The organism is Chryseobacterium sp. MYb7 (genome assembly GCF_002979455.1).
Classification (GTDB): domain Bacteria; phylum Bacteroidota; class Bacteroidia; order Flavobacteriales; family Weeksellaceae; genus Chryseobacterium.
Genome location: NZ_PCOU01000014.1, coordinates 67,077 through 85,697, shown reverse-complemented (window position 1 = coordinate 85,697; position 18,621 = coordinate 67,077). Strand labels below are relative to the sequence as shown.

Below are 18,621 nucleotides of genomic sequence, written 5' to 3'. Positions count from 1 at the left end.
TCAATTTTCTTTTAATGTTTTTTCGATTCTTCTGTCGGGAATCAGCCATATAAGAGCTACTAGATAATAAAAACCTATGGCAATATAAGGATAAAAAAATGAAGTAGTGATTCCCAGGACATAAAATACAATAGAGATATATTCTTTATATTTCGAATGGATAGCCTCTTTTAGCTTAGAATCTTCTCCCTCACACCGGATGATCACATGCTCCAGAATCGTGTAAGCAATGGCGGACATGATAAGCCCGATACCATACACTGCAACAGGATTTTTGGCGAAATTCGTAGTTCCGATCCATTCCGTAGCAACAGGCATTAGGGAAAGCCAGAACAGAAGGTGAAGATTAGCCCAAAGAATGCTGCCATTGACTTTCTTTACGGTCTGAAACAGATGATGATGATTGTTCCAGTAGATTCCTACATAAATAAAACTAAAAATATAGGCCAGAAACTTAGGAAGGAGAGGTTTGAGGCTGGCCCAGCTATTTCCTTCCGGTACTTTCAGTTCAAGTACCATGATGGTGATGATAATAGCAAGGACACCATCACTGAACGCCTCCAGTCTTCCTTTATTCATTTACTGTACTTGATTTTTAAAGTTCTGTATTTTACCTTTCAGCTCATTTAGCATATCAGGATTAATCACTCCGCTTTCCAAATCAAAATTCTCGTAAAACTTCGGCAGTGAAAAAGTATCCTTGATATCTGCTGCAAACTGTGGGAAAAACGTTTTTGCGGTATTCATCACATTTCCGCCGCCATAACCTCCGGGAGAGGTACTCATCAGAAGCATTGGCTTATTTTGAAATACTTTTACATTGATCCTTGAAGACCAGTCAAAAACATTTTTAAATGCCGAACTGTAAGAACGGTTGTGCTCTGCAAGCGAGCAGATGATGACATCACATTCCTCAATCGCTTTTAAAAACTGATGGGCTTCATTCGGAAACCCTTTCTTTTCAAGGTCAACAGAAAAAACAGGCATCGTGAAATCGTTGAGGTCAATCAGATTGATTTCCTCATCCTGAAAATCTTTCAGAACAAATTTTACCAGTTCTCTGTTAATAGAAGTGGAAGATGTACTTCCGGCAAATGCTAATATTTTCATGTTTGATATGCTGAACTGAAATTACTTTCTGTTTAAAATAGCCTTAGGAAGCGGAACATATTCGTTTTCATCGCCCGGAACCAAAGGAAATGCTTCGTGATTCTGGTCATTCCAGTTTACTTTTGCCTGATCAATCAATTCTTTATCAGAATTAACGAAATTCCAGAATATAAAACGTTCCTCATCGAATGGCTCGCCACCGAAAAGATAAACCGTTCCATTTTCACTCATCTCGAATTCGCAAAGCTTAGTGTCTTTAGCAATCATCAACTGTTTTGAACCATAAGAATTTCCTTCTGTGGTAACAGTTCCATCCAGAACATACATGGCTGCTTCTCCATAAAGATCTTTCCCGATGCTTATTTTCTTAGCTTCTTTTGTTTTGATCTCAATGAAAAATAACTTGCTGTGTACCGGAACTGCAGATGTTCTTCCGAATGCTTCACCAGCAATTAGTTTATACTGAATACCATCTTCTTCCCAAACCGGAATCTCATCTGCTTCAATATGGTGAAAAGTAGGCTCAGACTGTTCAAGATGCTTTGGAAGACCTACCCAGATCTGGAATCCGTGAAGTCTTTTATCAGTATGTCTTAAATATTCCGGCGTTCTTTCTGAGTGTACAACTCCTTTTCCGGCAGTCATCCAGTTCACAGCGCCCGGTTTTATTTCTATAGCGCTTCCAATGCTGTCTCTGTGGAAAATAGAACCTTCCAACAGATATGTTAACGTAGATAAGCCAATATGCGGATGGGGAGGAACATCAAGATTCTGATAATCTTTTAATTCTGAAGGCCCCATGTGGTCAATAAAAACGAAAGGACCAACGGCTCTTTTCTCACGGAAAGGAAGAAGTCTTCCTACCAGGAAATTTCCGATATCCGCTGCTTTTTCTTCTATGATAAGTCCAATATTTGACATGATGATGTGATACTTTTTAAAATGTTATTTAAATAAATTGATGAGTTCTGATGAAGGCTTAAAGTTTGTCATATCCTTCAAATTTCTCATCCACAATACGCTTCCATTCAGGGTGCTTCTTAATAAAAGCGAAAACATAAGGACAGAAGGGAAGAAGTTTTTTTCCACTTTCTTCAATATAATTCAAGGTTTTTTCTACTACGGCAGCCGCCGCGCCTGTTCCCGCCAGTTCAGGATCTGCTTCGGTGTGTATTAAAGCAATCTGATGTGTTGTCTCACGGTAATCTATGAATGCATAATATCCGTTGAATTCTATTTCAAATCTTTTTTCTGCTTTTAGGAGAGGTATATTTTCAAATTCTGGTTTCATACTATTTTACGTTAAGGTGTCTGTTTTCTTCAATAAACAGAATTAAAAGGCAAACCTTCCAGATTGTCAAAACCTGGAAGGTTTGCCATTATATAAAGTTAATAAAAAAAGGAATAATCAAAGATTAAGATAAATTTAATTCTTTTAATCTTCCAGATATCCGAATTTTCCTGTATTGAAATCCTCGAAAGCCTGCATAATTTCTTCTCTGGAATTCATCACAAAAGGTCCGTGAGGATAAATAGGTTCGTTAATAGGCTCACCGCTGATGATCAAAACAACAGCGTCTTCTTTTGCTTCGATGGTGAATGTTTCGCCTTCATTTTTGAACAATGCAAAATGATCTGCTTTAACAGTTTCTTCTCCATTAATAATCACATTTCCTTCAATCACCAAAGCTGCAGTATTGAAATGGGCAGGAAAATTAAATTCCGCTTTTCCTCCTGTTTTCAGCTTTGCATTCATCATATGAACCGGAGTAAAAGTACTCGCAGGTCCTTTATGACCATTATATTTTCCGGCAATTACTTCTACAGAACCATTTTCGCCAAGATCCACTCTTTCCATTTTAGAGTTTTCTATAGCCTGGTATTTCGGGCAGCTCATTTTATCTTTGGCAGGAAGATTCACCCAAAGTTGAACCATCTGAAAAATACCTCCTTCTTTTGCCCATTCTGTTTCATGATATTCTTTGTGAAGAACACCTTTGGCAGCAGTCATCCACTGTACATCACCTTCTCCGATCACGCCGCCACCACCGGCACTGTCGTGATGCTCTACTTTTCCGCTATACGCTATGGTTACGGTTTCAAAACCTCTGTGCGGATGCACTCCTACACCTCTTGGTGTATCTGATCCATTGAAATGAAATTTCGAATTGTAATCCAGCATAATGAACGGATCCATTCTTTTCATATCCAATCCAGGTACTCCCGGAATAAAATTATGAACCCTGAATCCATCACCTACAAAGTGCGCAGGTTTTGGAGATACTACGATTTCTATTTTTTTAGTTGCCATCACATTGTTGATTTATGTAAACAAAATTACCATTGTTATATGCGAAAAGCATTGATCTGTGTTAAGTTCGTAGCAACAATTCAATACAGAGAAAATGAGAAGATAAAATTGTAATTTGATTTGTTTAATCCTCTTTTGATTTCATATTCTTCCCATCTGAGATATGCAGTCTCCTGAAAACAAATCCTGATAGAATCGTTAATATTCCTACGGTGAGAAAAGTGTATCGGAATGCGTTGTGAATTTCTCCATCAATAAGATCTGTGTTTTCAAATAATTTTAAAACAATCAATCCGAATGCAATTCCGAAACCGATGGCGAGCTGTTGATTCACCGAAATTAAAGAGTTACCGCTGCTGGTCTGGAAATTTCTCAAGTCAGCGATAGAAATAGTGTTCATAGAGGTGAACTGTATAGAGTTGAAAAAACCTAATACTGCAATAATGGGAACAAACCAATATAAAGAAGTATGTATATCAGGGATGGCAAGAAGACAGATGAGTGTTCCGATAATGAATGTATTCAGCATCAATGTCTGACGATAACCATATTTATCTAAAATTTTAATAACAGAAGATTTACCGAAGATAGCGGTTAAAGCCATTGGAGCAATAATCCAGCCTGATGTTACTGCAGATTGTTTATACGCAATCTGAATCATCAATGGAAGTAATAACGGAACAGAGCTGATCCCTAATCTGGTCGCTAGATTTCCTACAATACCTACCCTGAAAGTTCTTACCTGAAACAAGTTTAAAGGAAAAATAGGATGTCCTCCCTTTTTAGCATGCTTGTAGTAATAATAAAGAAATAAGAAACCAAGAATAAACACGACAAGAACCGGAGTAATATTCTGCATATCTCCAAAAAGTTCCAAAGAAACAGATAGTAGGAGAGATGCTGCTGCGAAAATTAAGAATCCTTTTAAATCAAAATCAACATTATCGGATTTGTAATTGGGCATGAATTTTAATCCTAAAAGAATTCCCAAAATACCAATAGGAATGTTGATAAGAAAGATCCAGTGCCACGAAAGATAGTCTACCATATAACCTCCCACTAATGGACCCAATACAGGACCGATAAGGGCAGGGATAATAGCAAAGTTCATGGCTTTGAGCAGTTCATTTTTGTCAAATGTTTTAATGAGTGCCAGCTTTCCGACAGGAGTCATCAGACTTCCTCCAACTCCCTGGATCACTCTTGAAATAACCAAATGGGTGAGATTTTGAGACATGGAGCAAAACAACGAGCCTAAACTGAACAGTACCAATGAAAAAATGAACACCTTTTTTGTCCCGAATCGGTCTGCCAGAAATCCACTGGCGGGCATGAAGACTGCTAATGTCAGAACATAACTGATAATGGCATTCTGCATGTTAAGCGGAGACTCTTTCAGGTCTTTTGCGATGGAAGGCAGGGAAGTATTCAAAATGGTGGAATCCAGCATCTGCATAAAAATAGCGGTAGCCAGAATAAGAGGAAGTATTTTCTTTATTGGGGTTTGTTGTGTGTTTGCGTCTGTCATTTGGTATAGGCTGGATAGAGTACAAAGACTTCCAGGCTTATTTTTATATGAAGAGCCTGCTTGCTTTAAGCAGGTTGATCTTTAGATAAAGAAATCCATATAAAATTAAAAAAGTCCTGCGAGATTTCACAGGACTTTTTGATTTATTTTCTAGGTTTTTCTACTCCTTTCCATTCGTCACCGGCTTTTCTGTACTGGCTTAAAGTGAAAGTCTTGAAATCCTTTGTTTTGTATTCGATGTTATCGGTATTCTGTTCAAACGGCATGATGTAATAGTACTCGATATCCGTTTTGTCAGATTTGTTTCCTTTTTTTACAGAAGGAACATATTTTGAGAACTTGTAGCTTGGAAGATATTGTTTCAGTCTTGTATAGAAAGCTTTATCTTCTTTTTCGCTAGGAATGATATCCACAATGTTCAGATCATCTTTTTTCTTATCTACCCAAAGATAATAAGTCTTCTCTTCTCCTATATTTCTGTTGAATGAGTTAAAAGCAAACAGTTCTTTCGGAACCAGCTCTTTAATCTTTTCAGGATCCACCTTCGTGTAGAATTGTCCTTTAGAAGGGTCTACATACGTTTCAAGATTATACATCAAAACAGAATTGTTTTCAAAATTCTTATTTTTAAAATATTGATTCAAAGATAATTCTGCAGTTGCTCTCAATTCTTTACCTCTTGCATCCAGTTTTTTCGTTGGATTCTGAGGATTTACATATTTTACAAATTCATATAAAACGATTGGTTTTATATCCTTAAGGTGAGGATACGTTTTCAGCTGCTCTGCTTTTACAAGCCAATAGAATTGTTGATAGTAGTCATCTTTATCTGCATCTTTCACACTCTTATAAGCTAAAGCAAGCTTTTTTGAATTCAGATATTTGCCGTATTTCCCCTGTCCAAAAGCAAAACTTATGGATAATAAGACAAATAAAACAGTAAGGTTTCTTCTCATTTTTTTATAATTGATATTTTCGTTTTCCAAATATAATTATTTATTAGATATTATTTTGGATTGTCAGTTAAATTATGCCATATTGTTGATGTTAATTCAAAAAAAAATCCTGTATTGCTACAGGATTGATAAATTATAACTGAGGGAGTTAAATGTTTGAATGAGAAAAATATACATTTCAATAACGAATTTTGCTTTGCAAGTAAATATTAAACTCATAATCTCGAGAACCCGAATTACGTAACAATTTCACGAGCATAGCGGATTGACGATTGACTATTCATCAAAATACCTCTCTAATACGAAGTTTCATGCACCTTCACAGCTCTTCCACTTGGATCATTCATTTTTTTGAACGCTTCATCCCATTCTAAAGCGATAGGAGTGGAGCAAGCTACAGATGGAACCGAAGGAACAGTAGCAGCTGCGGTTTCACTTGGGAAGTGCTCTTCGAAAATAGTTCTATAACGATATTCCTCTTTGTTTTGAGGGGTGTTTAGTGGGAATCTGAATCTTGCGTTTGTCATCATTTCATCTGTGACTTCTTTTTCAGCAACTGCTTTTAAAGTGTCAATCCATGAATAACCTACACCATCTGAAAACTGTTCTTTCTGTCTCCAGACAATAGAGTCTGGAAGCATATCTTCAAAAGCTTTTCTCAATACCCATTTTTCAATTTTTCCTTCAGCAGTATTGATCATTTTATCTTGAGGATTAATAGTCATCGCGATATCCATAAATTCTTTGTCAAGGAAAGGTACTCTGCCTTCAATACCCCAGCTCATCAGTGCTTTGTTGGCTCTTAAGCAGTCATACAAGTGAAGTTTACCCAGTTTTCTTACGGTTTCATCATGGAATTCTTTTGCGTTAGGAGCTTTGTGGAAATATAAATATCCTCCGAACAATTCATCAGAACCTTCTCCTGAAAGAACCATTTTAATCCCCATAGATTTGATGACTCTTGCTAAAAGATACATTGGGGTAGATGCTCTGATAGTCGTTACATCATAAGTTTCAAGGTGATAAATGACATCACGTATTGCATCCAGTCCTTCCTGAACGGTAAAATTAACTTCATGGTGAACAGATCCGATGTGTTCTGCAGCTTTTTGAGCGGCGGCCAGATCGGGAGAACCAACCAATCCTACTGCAAAGCTGTGAAGCCTTGGATACCATGCTTCCTGTGTATCACCACTTTCAACTCTCTGGCGGGCAAATTTTGCAGTAATTGCTGAAATAACAGATGAGTCTAAACCTCCGGAAAGAAGTACTCCATAAGGAACATCACTCATCAGCTGTCTGTGAACAGCGTCTTCAAGACCTTTTCTGAGTTTTGAGATGTCTGTTGTATTTTCTTTTACATGATCAAAGCTATCCCAGTCTCTTGTATACCATTGCTGAAGTTCAGTTCCGTCCGGGCTGTACATCAGATGTCCTGGCAAGAAGGTATCTATTTTTTTACAGATGCCTTCAAGAGCTTTTAATTCTGAAGCAACATAGTAGTTTCCGTTTTTATCCCAGCCCTGATAAAGTGGACAGATTCCCATGTGATCACGGGCGATAAGGTAAATGTCATTTTCAGTATCATATAATGCGAATGCGAAAATTCCGTTTAATTTCTCTACGAAATCTTTTCCGTATTTTCTGTAAAGTGCAAGGATCACTTCACAGTCCGACTGAGTCTGAAACTCATAATCCGGAAATTCTTCTTTGAGTTCTCTATGGTTATAGATTTCACCGTTTACAGCTAATACTACTTTTCCGTCTTTTGTAAATAAAGGTTGTTTTCCGGAGGTAGGATCTACAATGGCAAGTCTTTCATGAGAAAAAATTACTTTCTCGTCCTGAAAAACTCCACTCCAGTCCGGTCCTCTATGACGGATTTTTTTTGACATTTCCAATACCTGAGGTCTTAATACTTCAGTTTTTTGTTTGGCGTCAAATAAACATACAATTCCACACATGATTTCTTATTATTTATGGAACAAATGTATGGGTGATGTTTATAAATGACAATAAAAAATATTTAAATGCGAAAAATTTTAATCAATTAATATTTTAAAGTTAAAAGTTTTAACTATTTGTTGAAATTAGCAGGTGTTTGATTAATTTTTTTCGTTGAGCTGAAAATAGAAAAACTTCTATACGAAATAAAAATGACATATTTATTAATCTATGGTAATTAATTATATAAATTTTACCCCTTACTTTGTGGCTCGAAATAATTTTTTTTCATCATTTGTGTTTTTACCTTCTTGCAATTCTCATGCAAGAAGGTTTTGTTTTTATTGTACTCCCAGTAATGTTCCTGAGACATTCCAAGAACTGAAACTGGTTCCTTCTGTAGGACCTTGCGGAATTTTTACCTGAATCGTATGTTTTCCTGCTTTCAAATCTCCCAAAGGAATAAAGTTCGGATTGGTAACCGTTCCCGGACACCAGTTTGATCTGCTGAGGTCTGATGATGAAAGTCCGTCCTGAAAATTTCCTGAAGCCGGATTGTATAAACGGTAAGAGCCACAATCTGTTCTCCATGGTATAAAGGAAAATACAGGATTTCCGTCAACCGAAATAGAATTGGCCTTCGGAACGAATTCGTCTCCGTTTTCCCATCCGCCATGTCCTGTTGTGGTATATCTTAGCTGTGCGTTTTTCACAGCTTTGTTTAAAGTGAAATTGACAAGAAGTCCTTTGTCCTGATTGAACATAGTAGAGTAGTCCTGTCCTGCCATTTCCATAATATTTAAAGTATTAAACAAAGGAATAGCGATATTATTTTTATAAATATTTTGATCGCTTTTATGAATGGTAATATCAAGGCTCACTTTATGACCTCCTTTATCATAGTTGCCAATAAATGTCCCTATCCAAAGTTCCTTTCCTGATAGAGCAGGTTTTAATTCTGTAATATCCTGTCGGTAAGGACTGATCGTCTGCCAGCTTTTTCCTTTAAGCTGAATATGATTGAATTTCTGAATACCAAAAGCAGTAAAGAATCTCATCATTTCCATAGCGGGATTGTAACTGTCGGTAGCGGTTACTCCGTAATACTGTTTCCCGTTCCCGTTTTCGTAGACAGGAAGTGTTTTTGCGCCTTTCTCTAATCCATCAAAAAAAGACTTTTCTTTATCCTGTGGAATGAAAAATACGGTTCCGGTTCTGTCATAAGCATCTCCATTGGACTGTTGTTTCAATTCTGCAAAAATATTCTCACCTTCTGTAATCGTTGGGAATTTCACCTTTTTAAGAATGATGGTTCCGTTGGCATATCTCTTAACCTGGTCGTCAGATTTTGAGGCATCAGAAAAATTGATGGTTTCATTGTCGAAAACATTCAAAGTAGTAAATCTGCTTTTCCAAAGTAAATCTTTGTATCCCAGCTGATCTGTTGTCTGAATGTTTCCTTTTAGTACGTTTTCAATGCCTGTATTCTTAATTTTTTTGATTGAACTGGCCGTAATTAAAGAATTTTTATTTCTTTCTACTTCCAGAACCAGTCCTAAATTCTGTCCCAAAACAGAAGGTCCGCCTTTAAATTTAAGATCATTCGTATACCAAACTTCAATGGTGTTTGAATTGACCTTTGTAACGGCCTTTTTACAATTATATCCTAAGATTTTTTTAGTTTCATTGGTGAGTTCAAAATCCTGTTTTCCCACAGACTCTGCATCTGATGCTGAAATAATGGATTCCGGTTTTAAAAAAGCATAAGAAACAATAGTGTTGGAGGGCTTTTCTACTTTAGTAATCTCATAAGGATAGCTGCTTTTCTGCTCTTTGATCGTGCTGTTGAGAATGAAATTTTCTTTCTCATTGACCCAAATGATAGTAGAGGGTTGATCTGTTGCTGGTTTTCCGTTATAAGAACTTACGAACTGAATTTCGTACGTCTGTGCAGAAAACAGACAGTATAAGAAAACAGCCAGAAAATTGAAAACAATTCTTGTATGCATAAATAAATGAGTTTGCTGCAAAGTTATTCTAAACTTTCCACAGCATCAAACCAGTTTTAATCTATACAGTTAGTAGACAATAGAGTTGAAATGTTACAAAATTTGTTACAGTTTTTTTAGAAAGGTTTTTAAATAAAAAAAAACTACTCCAGAAAGTAGAGTAGTTTAATGTGTTTTTTATTGGATTTAGATTAAGAAACTCTCTCAATCAAAGCCATATAGAATCCGTCATAGCCTTGGCTAGGCATTACTTTTTCATCTTTAATCATCTTGAATCCAGGATTGTTTTTGATGAACTCATCTACCTGCAGATTGTTCTCTGAGGGAAGAATAGAACAGGTAGCATATACCATTTTTCCTCCTTTTTTAAGCATTTTAGAATAGTCCTGAAGGATTTGCTGCTGTTCTTTTTTAATTCTGTCAATAAAGTCCTGGTCAATTTTCCATTTACTGTCCGGGTTTCTTTTTAAAACTCCAAGACCTGAACATGGTGCATCTATCAGAAGCCTGTCTACTTTTTCGTGAAGACGTTTGATCACTTTATTGTCAGAAATCATACGCGTTTCAATATTGTGGGCACCTGCTCTTTTGGCACGACGCTTCAATTCGGCTAGTTTCCACTCAAAGATGTCTAATGCGATGATCTGACCTTTGTTTTTCATGATGGCTGCCAAGTGAAGGGTTTTTCCTCCGGCACCAGCACATGCATCCACTACTCTCTGGCCTTCTTGTACATCAAGGAAATATCCGATCTTCTGGGAAGAAGCATCCTGAACTTCAAATAATCCTTCTTTGAAAGCGGTAGTAAGGAAAACATTTTTCTTTTCTTCCAGCTGAACAGCATCAGGATAGTTTTTAATAGGGTAGGAAACAACTCCTTCATCAGCAAGGTCAGAGATCAGCTCTTTGGGGGTTGTTCTTAAAGAGTTTGCTCTTAAAACCGTAGGAGCCTGCTCATTCAAAGCTGCCATTTCTCTTTCCCAGTTGGCACCTATCTCCTTTTCAAGAGTTTCAGCCAGCCAGTCGGGAATAGAGTGTTCTATTGCCTTTGTAGGAACTGTATTCTTTTTAAGTTTGGTAAGAATATCGGCAATTTTGATTCCGTCAAATTCTTCGAATTTTTTATAATTGGTTTTACTCCAAAGTAAATACGCAATGATCAGTTTATAGATATTGTTGGGTTTTACACCTTCACCCATATAGTATTCAAGGCGTTTTTTCCAACGGATAATATTGTAAAAAATTTCAGAAACAACGGCTCTGTCCTGGCTTCCCCATTTTCTGTTTGCTTTCAAAAGTCTTTCAATAACTTTATCTGCATATTTGTTTTTCTCAAAAAATGTCTCCTGTAGGGCATCGTGAATTCCGATCGCCAAGTTTCTGTGAATAAGTTCCATAAGTTTGCTTCGCTGTTTGAATCTGCAAAAATACGACTTTTAATTGAGAGTTGAAGATTGAGTTGGAGAGTTTGGGAATTGGAGGAGTTTAGAGTAAGCGAGTAATGTGAGCTTATATTATTGAAGCAGGGTCAATCTGTTTACTGATTTTTTAAATGGTAGAAATAAATTTTAATGCTGAATTTGTAAAGATTTTCCGAATATTTATATTTTTTATTTGTTGTAATAGTCTTTCACTTTAAAACGAATAAACCTGTGTTTTTGCTTAATGAAAAATATTTACTAACAAAAGATACACTGTTCATTACTATACTTTATTTTCTTTGCAGCAAGTTTATTTAATTTGTATTAATTCACAATATTGTGTAAAATTAACGTATGCTTATTATCTACTATACTGAACTTTATCTCTTGACTTCAACCTCCAAAAAGCTCTACCTTTGCAAAAAATAAAAATATGAGTGATACAGTACTTTGTCCAAAATGCAGCTCTGAGTTTACCTACCCAAGCGATAATATGATGGTATGTTCCCAGTGTTTCTACGAATGGGATCCGGCAGAAGCAGCTTCTGAAGCCGCAAATGAAGGGAAAATATTGGATTCAAACGGAAATGAACTTCAGGATGGAGATTCTGTAGTGGTAGTAAAAGATCTTCCTGTAAAAGGAGCTCCAAAACCGGTAAAAGCTGGAACAAAAGTGAAGAATATCCGTTTAAGACCAGGAAGTGATCATAATATCGACTGCAAAATTGATGGTTTTGGGGCAATGGCTCTTAAGTCAGAATTTGTAAAGAAAGCGTAAGAAAACATTGTTTTTCTTAAGGCTTAAAAATAAGAAAAGGAAAAAATTGGACAGTGTAATCTTTCATAAGACTTAATTGCAAGATTGCTAATGTCCGTCTGGAAGGCAGAAAGAGAAATAACCAAAAATTTCCTTAAGCTTTGGAGATACAAATGTAAGAAAAAGTTTGACAACTGATTCTTATGTTTGTATTTTTTTTATTGATAAGTGTAAGTGGATGTATAAGTTATGCGTGAAATAACTAAAAAGTAAAACTGTGAATTTGCTTTGCAATTTTACTCTTGTGCAATTGAGCCTCTAAACAAAGGAAATAAATGTAGTTCCTGATATTTTTTCATCAGTATATACAACCAGCTCTTTCCCGTTTGCTTTTAGTTTATTCCAATAGTAATTTCCTGCAAATCTACTTTCAAGAACTTCGGCTTCAAGACCGGTTTCTGTGATTTTAATTTCTTTCGGATAAAAAGAAAATTTCGGAAGCTTGAAATCATCCGCTTCAGTTTCACTGAAAATATTCACTTCCCCGAATAATTTGGCTACGTAAGAGTTGTAAGGTTTTCTGTACGTTTCTTCCGGACTGTCATTTTGAATCAGCCTTCCATTCTGTAAAATGACAATCTGATCCAGCCATGGCATGATATCCTGAAGTTCATGAGTGGAAATAATTAAAGAGATTCCATGTTGTTTTACGTATCTGAAAAGTCTTTCTCTAAGCTCGATTTTTCTCGGAAAATCCAGATTACTGAATGGCTCATCTAAAATCAAAAGTTTTGGAAGTACAGATAATGCTCTCGCAATAGCAACTCTTTGCTGCTGTCCGCCACTTAAATATTTAGGAAGTACATTCGCAAATTCCTGAAGCCCTACTACCTCAAGAAGCTCCGTTACAGTTTCTTTTTTTTGCTTTAAATTGATATTTGAAATAAATTTCCCTACGTTTTCGGCAACCGTAGCGTAAGGCATAAGATCGAAATTCTGTGCTACAAATTTCATTTCTGGTTCTCCGGGAACAAGATTTCCTTTCGGTCCCAAAAGCTTTGTTCCGTTAAAAATAATTTCCCCGTTTTCCCAATCCAAAAGACCATAAATCAGGCCCAGAAGAGTGGATTTTCCGCATCCGCTTTCACCGGCAAGAGCTATGATTCTGTTTTCTTCAAACCTTAGGTTAAGGTTCTGAAACAGGGGATTTTCTTTGTTGTGAGAGAAAAATAAATTGTTTATTTCTAATAGCATATTACAAATGTAAGGTTTTTATGAAAACATAATTTTTTTTATTATATTAGCGGAACTAATAAAAATAAATCAAAAATGAGAAAAAAACTGTTTTCATTAGCTATTCCTGCTTTATTCATTGCTGCTGTAATGGTTTCTTGTAAAAAAGACAAACCGCTTACCAGTGAGAGTAATGAGGTGGCGACTACCAAAGAAGGTAGCCAGTTCACTTTGGATACGCTAAACAGTAAGGTTGAATGGAAGGGATATAAAGTATTTAAATCTGAAAATACGAGCCATTTTGGAACAATCAAGTTTGAAAGTGGAGATGTGACGGTGAAAGACGGAAAACTGGAAAGCGGAAAATTCGTTGCTGATATGAACTCTTTAACTTCTGTAGACTTGAAAGACAGCCCGGAAGATTTAGGAAAATTAAATGGCCACCTGAAGAGCGGTGATTTCTTTGAAGTTGAAAAATTCCCAACAGCTTCTTATGAAATTACGAAAGTTACTCCGGCTACGGAAGGTGATTACAATACTCTTTTGGATGGTAATTTAACCATTAAAGGAATTACAAAACCCGTTCAGTTTAAAGCTAATGTTTCTGTGAAAGAAGGAGAGGTGAGTGTAGCTACTGAGCCGAAAGATATTAAAAGAGAAGAGTTTGGAGTAAAGTTCCAGGCTCCTGCTGAAAACGGTGTGATTAAAGACGAGGTGACTCTTCAGATCAGCGTTAAAGCTTTAGAAAAGAAATAATTTTTTTATTTAAGTGAAATAAGTGATTGAAGTCTGCCTCCCGAAAAAGAGGCAGATTTTTTTTTGACAGACTTATTATTCAACTTAAAATCGTATTTTTGCAAAACATTTTGAAAGGGTAAAATAATGATAGAAAAGATAGAAGAACTACTGGTCGAAGTAAATGGCTTCAATGCTACCTCTAAGGAAGATATCGAAAGCTTCCGAATCAAGTACAACGGTAAAAAAGGGGTTCTGAATGATTTTTTTGAAAAATTTAAAGAAGTTCCTAATGACCAAAAGAAAGAATTCGGACAAAAGATCAACACATTAAAACAGGCAGTTGCTGTAAAACTGGAGGATTTGAAAAATGCTTCAGAATCTTCTGTTGTGGTTGAAAAAGAAGATCTTACAAGACCCGCTTTTCCATTGGAATTGGGTTCCAGACATCCTATCAATCTGGTAAAAAACAGAATTATTGAAATTTTCAAATCTATTGGCTTTGCAGTAGCAGACGGTCCTGAGATTGAAGATGACTGGCATAACTTTACGGCGCTTAATCTTCCGGAATATCACCCGGCAAGAGATATGCAGGACACCTTCTTTATTGAGCAGAATCCTGATATTCTTTTAAGAACGCATACCTCTTCTGTACAGACCCGTTATATGGAGGAAAACCAGCCGCCAATCAGAATTTTATCTCCGGGAAGAGTTTTCAGAAATGAAGCAATTTCTTCACGTTCTCACTGTATCTTCCATCAGATTGAAGGATTATATATTGATGAGAATGTAAGCTTTGCAGATTTGAAGCAGACAATTCAGTTTTTTACCACTGAACTTTTCGGAAAATCTAAAATCAGAATGAGACCTTCTTTCTTCCCGTTCACAGAGCCAAGTGCTGAAATTGATGTGTATTGGGGATTAAACTCTGAAACAGATTATAGAATTACGAAAGGAACAGGATGGCTGGAAATCATGGGTTGCGGAATGGTAGACCCTGCCGTACTGAAAAATGTGAATATTGATTCTGAAAAATATTCAGGATATGCATTCGGAATGGGAATTGAAAGAATCACGATGCTTCTTTACCAGATGAGTGACATCAGAATGTTCTTCGAAAACGATATCAGAACACTGGAACAGTTCAAAACACTATAAAAAATCAAACCTCCGGAGCTCCGGAGGTTTTTTGTTTTTAATTACTGACCTAAGAAACAAAACGTAATTAAAAACTGATCTTATTGAAAAATTTACACGTGTCTGTTTCTTATGCCCATACTTGGATCAAACGCTGTTGAATTGAAGTATTGACATGCTGCAGCTCTTTGCCTGCCTCTATTATAAAGACAATCAATGTTAACATTCTATTACATTTAAACATAAAAAAAGCCTGTAAAATTTACAGGCTTTATCTTTAAAAACTTATGTTGTTATTTACTGAACTTTAAAGGATATTTTACATTCTTGTAATCATCAATGCTGGCTTTCAGTGAGCCTACTGCAAGCTCTGCTTTCAATAGCATTGGAACATGGTTAGCATCATTGGAAACCCACATGGTAACGCCTTCTTTTTCTTTAAATACTCTTCCGCTTTTTACAGAAGGAATAATTTTTAAACAGTTAATAGTACCGAATTTTGTTTTTAAATTCTCTGTTCCGACTACTTTCAGCTGAAAAGGAAACATTTCATCATCAATCCATACATTCATATTAATAACTGTTCCTACTTTCAGTTCATCCGGGCTTTTACTTCTTAAATAATAAAAACAGGAAAGCATATCCTGAACTCCTTTTATCGATTTTAAAACCTTAGAACCATTGGCCGGAGTTTTTTTATCTGTTAAAATTAAAGTATTATTATCATGATTAAAAACCGTTTCAAAATGTTGGCGATAGCTTCCTTCACGCACATTTCGTACATAGAAACTTGGTAATCCTGTCTGTGTATTGATGAAGCTTTCATATAAATCCTCCACTTTGAAGAATGCTTTTACGGCACCAGTAGTCTGTCCTGTACCTTTTACATAGAGGTGAGGCACCCCTTTGTAATTGGTTTGTTTGGTAGTAAGGTTTGCTGTTCCTGCATTAAGGAAGCCGTAGTGGATTCTGAGAGTGATGGATTCGCCGTCCGCGATATTATCAATCTGGGCTGAGCCAAAAAAGAATATTAATAATGCAAAAAGGATTGAAATTTTCTTCATAATAAGACATTTACAAAAATATTGCCAAATTTAAAATCTTAATTAATAGATATTTGACAAATCTCAGGTTTTTATTTAGAATCAATTAAATATGCTTCGCATTAAAATTAGTAAATTTGCAGTTACATGTATAATTAAATTATCTTAAATATTATGATAACCACTGATATATTGATCATAGGTGCGGGACCTACAGGACTTTTTGCAGTTTTTGAAGCTGGTTTATTAAAAATGAAGTGCCATATTATTGACGCACTTCCACAGCCGGGAGGGCAATTGGCGGAACTTTATCCTAAAAAACCTATTTTCGATATCCCTGGTTATCCTTCAGTGAATGCTGGAGAATTGGTGGATAATTTGATGGAGCAGATTAAGCAGTTTCAACCTGGATTTACTTTGGGAGAAACAGCCGTTTCCTATACAAAAGTAGATGATGAGTGGTTTGAAGTGATCACGAACAAAGGAACTGTTCACAGATGTAAAGCGATTGCTATTGCAGGTGGATTAGGAACATTTGAGCCTAGAAAACCTACTTTCGACAATCTTGCTGATTATGAAGAAAAAGGTCTTGAATATTTTGTGAAAGAACCTGAGCATTTCAGAAACAAAAAAGTAGTGATCGCCGGAGGAGGAGATTCTGCTTTGGACTGGAGTGTTTTCCTTTCTAATGTTGCCAGTGAAGTGACTTTGATTCACAGAAGAAATGAGTTCAGAGGAGCTTTGGATTCTGTAGAGAAAGTTCAGGATCTGAAAAACCAGGGGAAAATTAAATTAATTACTCCTGCGGAAGTTACTGGTGTTAAAGGTGACGGAAAAGTTGAAGCTATCACAGTACAGGTTGAAGGGCAGGAAGCTTACGATATTGAAACAGATTACTTTATTCCATTATTCGGATTGACTCCAAAATTGGGTGAGATCGGAAACTGGGGATTGAACATCGAGAAAAATGCTATTGTTGTAAACAATGCACTTGATTATCAGACCAACATTGATGGTATTTATGCGATCGGCGATATCAATACATATCCTGGAAAACTGAAGCTGATCCTTTGTGGTTTCCACGAGGCTACTTTAATGTGTCAGAGTGTTTATAACAGACTCAATCCTGGTAAAAAATTCGTATTAAAATATACAACCGTAAGTGGTGTTGACGGATTCGACGGAAGCCGTAAAGAAGCAGAGAAGGCAGTTGTGAAAAAAATTGACTAATTTTGCAGAATTATGTCAGATGTTAATATTAAAATTACCGACAGAGAAGGGGTAATCCACGATGTCGTAGCTCCTACGGATATGTCCATGAATCTAATGGAAATTATCCGTTCCTATGAATTGGCTGAAGAAGGTACTATTGGGGTATGCGGAGGTATGGCGATGTGCGCTTCATGCCAGGTATATGTAATTAATGATCCCGGTTTGGAACCGATGGGAGACGAAGAAGATGCTATGCTTGCTGAAGCCTTCCACGTGAAAGACAACAGCAGATTGGGATGCCAGTTACATATTGCCGATGCCATGGAAGGGCTCGAAGTGGAAATTGCTCCTTATCCTTAGAAAATATTTTTTAATCTTAATAAAAAACCCGTTCGAATTTTTCGGACGGGTTTGTTTTTTTTAATTATTCTTATCTTATTAATCCTTGAAATTTATTTTTAGAGATTTTTGCATTAGGGTTATATTTTTCTAATAAGGCTTCAACAATTATTTCTTCTGAGAAGGTACATTTAGGACCTAAGGTAACTTCCATATTTTTAAATGCGTCGTCTCTTATATCAATAAAGTAATTATCAATTGGACAAGGTATCTTATCATCAATTATTGTTTGAAAATTATTTAATGGATGAATTTGATTGCCATATAAATCTTTTGTTGGTAAAATGAATAATTTAAATCTGACTTCTTTTTGAAATTCCCAAATTTTAGATTTGTATCTCCCAATTTCTCCAGTTTTTATTGTAAAATTTTCATTTTCTATTTTAACTATTTGTGGCTTTAATAAATCATCTTGATCAGTATAAATTACCTCTAAGAAGTTTTCACTAAATGGAATAATCCAGTAATTAGAATTAAAGCATTCAGTTTTTGGAACCAAAGAATTTGTGATTAAGCTATTTTGAATGTCAATAACATATTCTGTATTAAAGCTATATTCTTGAAACAAGTTTTTAGAAATTTTAATTCTAACCCCTTTCATATTAGGTGTATACATATTCCAAAATGCAAGATTTTCTTCTTCATTATTTGTCCAGCAAGAAATTAAAGTATGTGAAGAAAGATTTACATCATTTTCATCAGAAAATTGTGTTTCATTTATATCATCAACATTTTTTAAGCTATTAAATCTTATTTTTTTATTTTTTAAAATTAAAGCAAGGGTTTCAATTGAAGTATAGTGATAAATGTAGTCATTCATTTTGTA

Annotated in this window: 18 protein-coding genes; 5 read left to right on the top strand and 13 right to left on the bottom strand. The window is 35.8% G+C overall.

Translation table 11 applies throughout. The features are described from left to right. From CQ046_RS12775 to CQ046_RS12730, 10 genes are all read right to left on the bottom strand, one after another. Positions 1-579 carry a TMEM175 family protein gene (locus tag CQ046_RS12775; protein WP_105702611.1) on the bottom strand — a complete coding sequence of 193 codons (579 nt, stop codon included), beginning with the start codon at positions 577-579 and terminating at the stop codon, positions 1-3. Further along, positions 580-1,110 (bottom strand): NADPH-dependent FMN reductase, encoded by a 531-nt coding sequence (locus tag CQ046_RS12770; protein ID WP_105702610.1) that lies wholly within the window; start codon positions 1,108-1,110, stop codon positions 580-582. A gap of 21 nt (positions 1,111-1,131) precedes the next feature. Further along, positions 1,132-2,031 (bottom strand): pirin family protein, encoded by a 900-nt coding sequence (locus tag CQ046_RS12765; protein ID WP_105702609.1) that lies wholly within the window; start codon positions 2,029-2,031, stop codon positions 1,132-1,134. Positions 2,032-2,089: 58 nt separating this feature from the next. Beyond that, entirely contained in the window at positions 2,090-2,401 is a 312-nt protein-coding gene (locus CQ046_RS12760) for a GNAT family N-acetyltransferase (RefSeq protein ID WP_105702608.1), read from the bottom strand. A gap of 144 nt (positions 2,402-2,545) precedes the next feature. Then, positions 2,546-3,421 (bottom strand): pirin family protein, encoded by an 876-nt coding sequence (locus CQ046_RS12755; protein WP_105702607.1) that lies wholly within the window; start codon positions 3,419-3,421, stop codon positions 2,546-2,548. A 124-nt stretch (positions 3,422-3,545) separates the two neighbouring features. After that, a complete protein-coding gene (locus CQ046_RS12750; RefSeq protein WP_105702606.1) occupies positions 3,546-4,949 on the bottom strand; it encodes an MFS transporter in 1,404 nt (467 codons plus the stop codon). Between the two features lie 143 nt (positions 4,950-5,092). After that, entirely contained in the window at positions 5,093-5,935 is an 843-nt protein-coding gene (locus CQ046_RS12745; RefSeq protein ID WP_228406945.1) for a hypothetical protein, read from the bottom strand. 266 nt (positions 5,936-6,201) lie between these two features. After that, positions 6,202-7,869: an asparagine synthase B gene (asnB, locus tag CQ046_RS12740; protein ID WP_105702604.1), complete on the bottom strand. Its 1,668-nt coding sequence runs from the start codon at positions 7,867-7,869 to the stop codon at positions 6,202-6,204. Positions 7,870-8,190: 321 nt separating this feature from the next. Continuing rightward, positions 8,191-9,858: a GLPGLI family protein gene (locus CQ046_RS12735; RefSeq protein WP_105702603.1), complete on the bottom strand. Its 1,668-nt coding sequence runs from the start codon at positions 9,856-9,858 to the stop codon at positions 8,191-8,193. A 191-nt stretch (positions 9,859-10,049) separates the two neighbouring features. Continuing rightward, positions 10,050-11,255, bottom strand: a complete 1,206-nt coding sequence (locus CQ046_RS12730) for an RsmB/NOP family class I SAM-dependent RNA methyltransferase (RefSeq protein WP_105702602.1) — start codon at positions 11,253-11,255, stop codon at positions 10,050-10,052. A gap of 457 nt (positions 11,256-11,712) precedes the next feature. Between CQ046_RS12730 and CQ046_RS12725 the strand changes: the two genes are divergently transcribed. Further along, a complete protein-coding gene (locus tag CQ046_RS12725) occupies positions 11,713-12,057 on the top strand; it encodes a zinc ribbon domain-containing protein YjdM (protein WP_047373671.1) in 345 nt (114 codons plus the stop codon). Positions 12,058-12,354: 297 nt separating this feature from the next. On the opposite strand, the gene CQ046_RS12720 is transcribed toward CQ046_RS12725, so the two are convergent. Continuing rightward, positions 12,355-13,290 (bottom strand): sulfate/molybdate ABC transporter ATP-binding protein, encoded by a 936-nt coding sequence (locus tag CQ046_RS12720; RefSeq protein WP_105702601.1) that lies wholly within the window; start codon positions 13,288-13,290, stop codon positions 12,355-12,357. Positions 13,291-13,365: 75 nt separating this feature from the next. Between CQ046_RS12720 and CQ046_RS12715 the strand changes: the two genes are divergently transcribed. Further along, the gene (locus tag CQ046_RS12715) at positions 13,366-14,025 is read left to right on the top strand and encodes a YceI family protein (RefSeq protein ID WP_105702600.1); all 660 of its coding nucleotides are present in this window, start codon (positions 13,366-13,368) and stop codon (positions 14,023-14,025) included. Positions 14,026-14,151: 126 nt separating this feature from the next. Then, positions 14,152-15,162 carry a phenylalanine--tRNA ligase subunit alpha gene (locus CQ046_RS12710; RefSeq protein WP_105702599.1) on the top strand — a complete coding sequence of 337 codons (1,011 nt, stop codon included), beginning with the start codon at positions 14,152-14,154 and terminating at the stop codon, positions 15,160-15,162. Between the two features lie 272 nt (positions 15,163-15,434). Here the strand turns inward: CQ046_RS12710 and CQ046_RS12705 are convergent, their stop codons facing one another. After that, the gene (locus tag CQ046_RS12705) at positions 15,435-16,205 is read right to left on the bottom strand and encodes a DUF3108 domain-containing protein (protein ID WP_105702598.1); all 771 of its coding nucleotides are present in this window, start codon (positions 16,203-16,205) and stop codon (positions 15,435-15,437) included. Positions 16,206-16,358: 153 nt separating this feature from the next. Here CQ046_RS12705 and CQ046_RS12700 point away from each other — a divergent pair, with 153 nt between their 5' ends. Then, complete coding sequence (locus CQ046_RS12700) at positions 16,359-17,414, top strand: NAD(P)/FAD-dependent oxidoreductase (protein WP_105702597.1); 1,056 nt, start codon at positions 16,359-16,361, stop codon at positions 17,412-17,414. A gap of 12 nt (positions 17,415-17,426) precedes the next feature. Next, a complete protein-coding gene (locus CQ046_RS12695; protein WP_076356547.1) occupies positions 17,427-17,756 on the top strand; it encodes a 2Fe-2S iron-sulfur cluster-binding protein in 330 nt (109 codons plus the stop codon). A 70-nt stretch (positions 17,757-17,826) separates the two neighbouring features. Here CQ046_RS12695 and CQ046_RS12690 read toward each other — a convergent pair whose 3' ends face one another. Then, a complete protein-coding gene (locus tag CQ046_RS12690; RefSeq protein ID WP_105702596.1) occupies positions 17,827-18,615 on the bottom strand; it encodes a DUF2971 domain-containing protein in 789 nt (262 codons plus the stop codon). Positions 18,616-18,621: the final 6 nt, after the last annotated feature.

Coding starts and splice junctions, on each gene's coding strand:
- asnB (WP_105702604.1), bottom strand. CDS start 7,869: ATGTGTGGAATTGTATGTTTATTTGACGCCAAACAAAAAACTGAAGTA.
- CQ046_RS12760 (WP_105702608.1), bottom strand. CDS start 2,401: ATGAAACCAGAATTTGAAAATATACCTCTCCTAAAAGCAGAAAAAAGA.
- CQ046_RS12750 (WP_105702606.1), bottom strand. CDS start 4,949: ATGACAGACGCAAACACACAACAAACCCCAATAAAGAAAATACTTCCT.
- CQ046_RS12690 (WP_105702596.1), bottom strand. CDS start 18,615: ATGAATGACTACATTTATCACTATACTTCAATTGAAACCCTTGCTTTA.
- CQ046_RS12720 (WP_105702601.1), bottom strand. CDS start 13,290: ATGCTATTAGAAATAAACAATTTATTTTTCTCTCACAACAAAGAAAAT.
- CQ046_RS12775 (WP_105702611.1), bottom strand. CDS start 579: ATGAATAAAGGAAGACTGGAGGCGTTCAGTGATGGTGTCCTTGCTATT.
- CQ046_RS12765 (WP_105702609.1), bottom strand. CDS start 2,031: ATGTCAAATATTGGACTTATCATAGAAGAAAAAGCAGCGGATATCGGA.
- CQ046_RS12770 (WP_105702610.1), bottom strand. CDS start 1,110: ATGAAAATATTAGCATTTGCCGGAAGTACATCTTCCACTTCTATTAAC.
- CQ046_RS12705 (WP_105702598.1), bottom strand. CDS start 16,205: ATGAAGAAAATTTCAATCCTTTTTGCATTATTAATATTCTTTTTTGGC.
- CQ046_RS12735 (WP_105702603.1), bottom strand. CDS start 9,858: ATGCATACAAGAATTGTTTTCAATTTTCTGGCTGTTTTCTTATACTGT.
- CQ046_RS12710 (WP_105702599.1), top strand. CDS start 14,152: ATGATAGAAAAGATAGAAGAACTACTGGTCGAAGTAAATGGCTTCAAT.
- CQ046_RS12715 (WP_105702600.1), top strand. CDS start 13,366: ATGAGAAAAAAACTGTTTTCATTAGCTATTCCTGCTTTATTCATTGCT.
- CQ046_RS12695 (WP_076356547.1), top strand. CDS start 17,427: ATGTCAGATGTTAATATTAAAATTACCGACAGAGAAGGGGTAATCCAC.
- CQ046_RS12755 (WP_105702607.1), bottom strand. CDS start 3,421: ATGGCAACTAAAAAAATAGAAATCGTAGTATCTCCAAAACCTGCGCAC.
- CQ046_RS12700 (WP_105702597.1), top strand. CDS start 16,359: ATGATAACCACTGATATATTGATCATAGGTGCGGGACCTACAGGACTT.
- CQ046_RS12725 (WP_047373671.1), top strand. CDS start 11,713: ATGAGTGATACAGTACTTTGTCCAAAATGCAGCTCTGAGTTTACCTAC.
- CQ046_RS12730 (WP_105702602.1), bottom strand. CDS start 11,255: ATGGAACTTATTCACAGAAACTTGGCGATCGGAATTCACGATGCCCTA.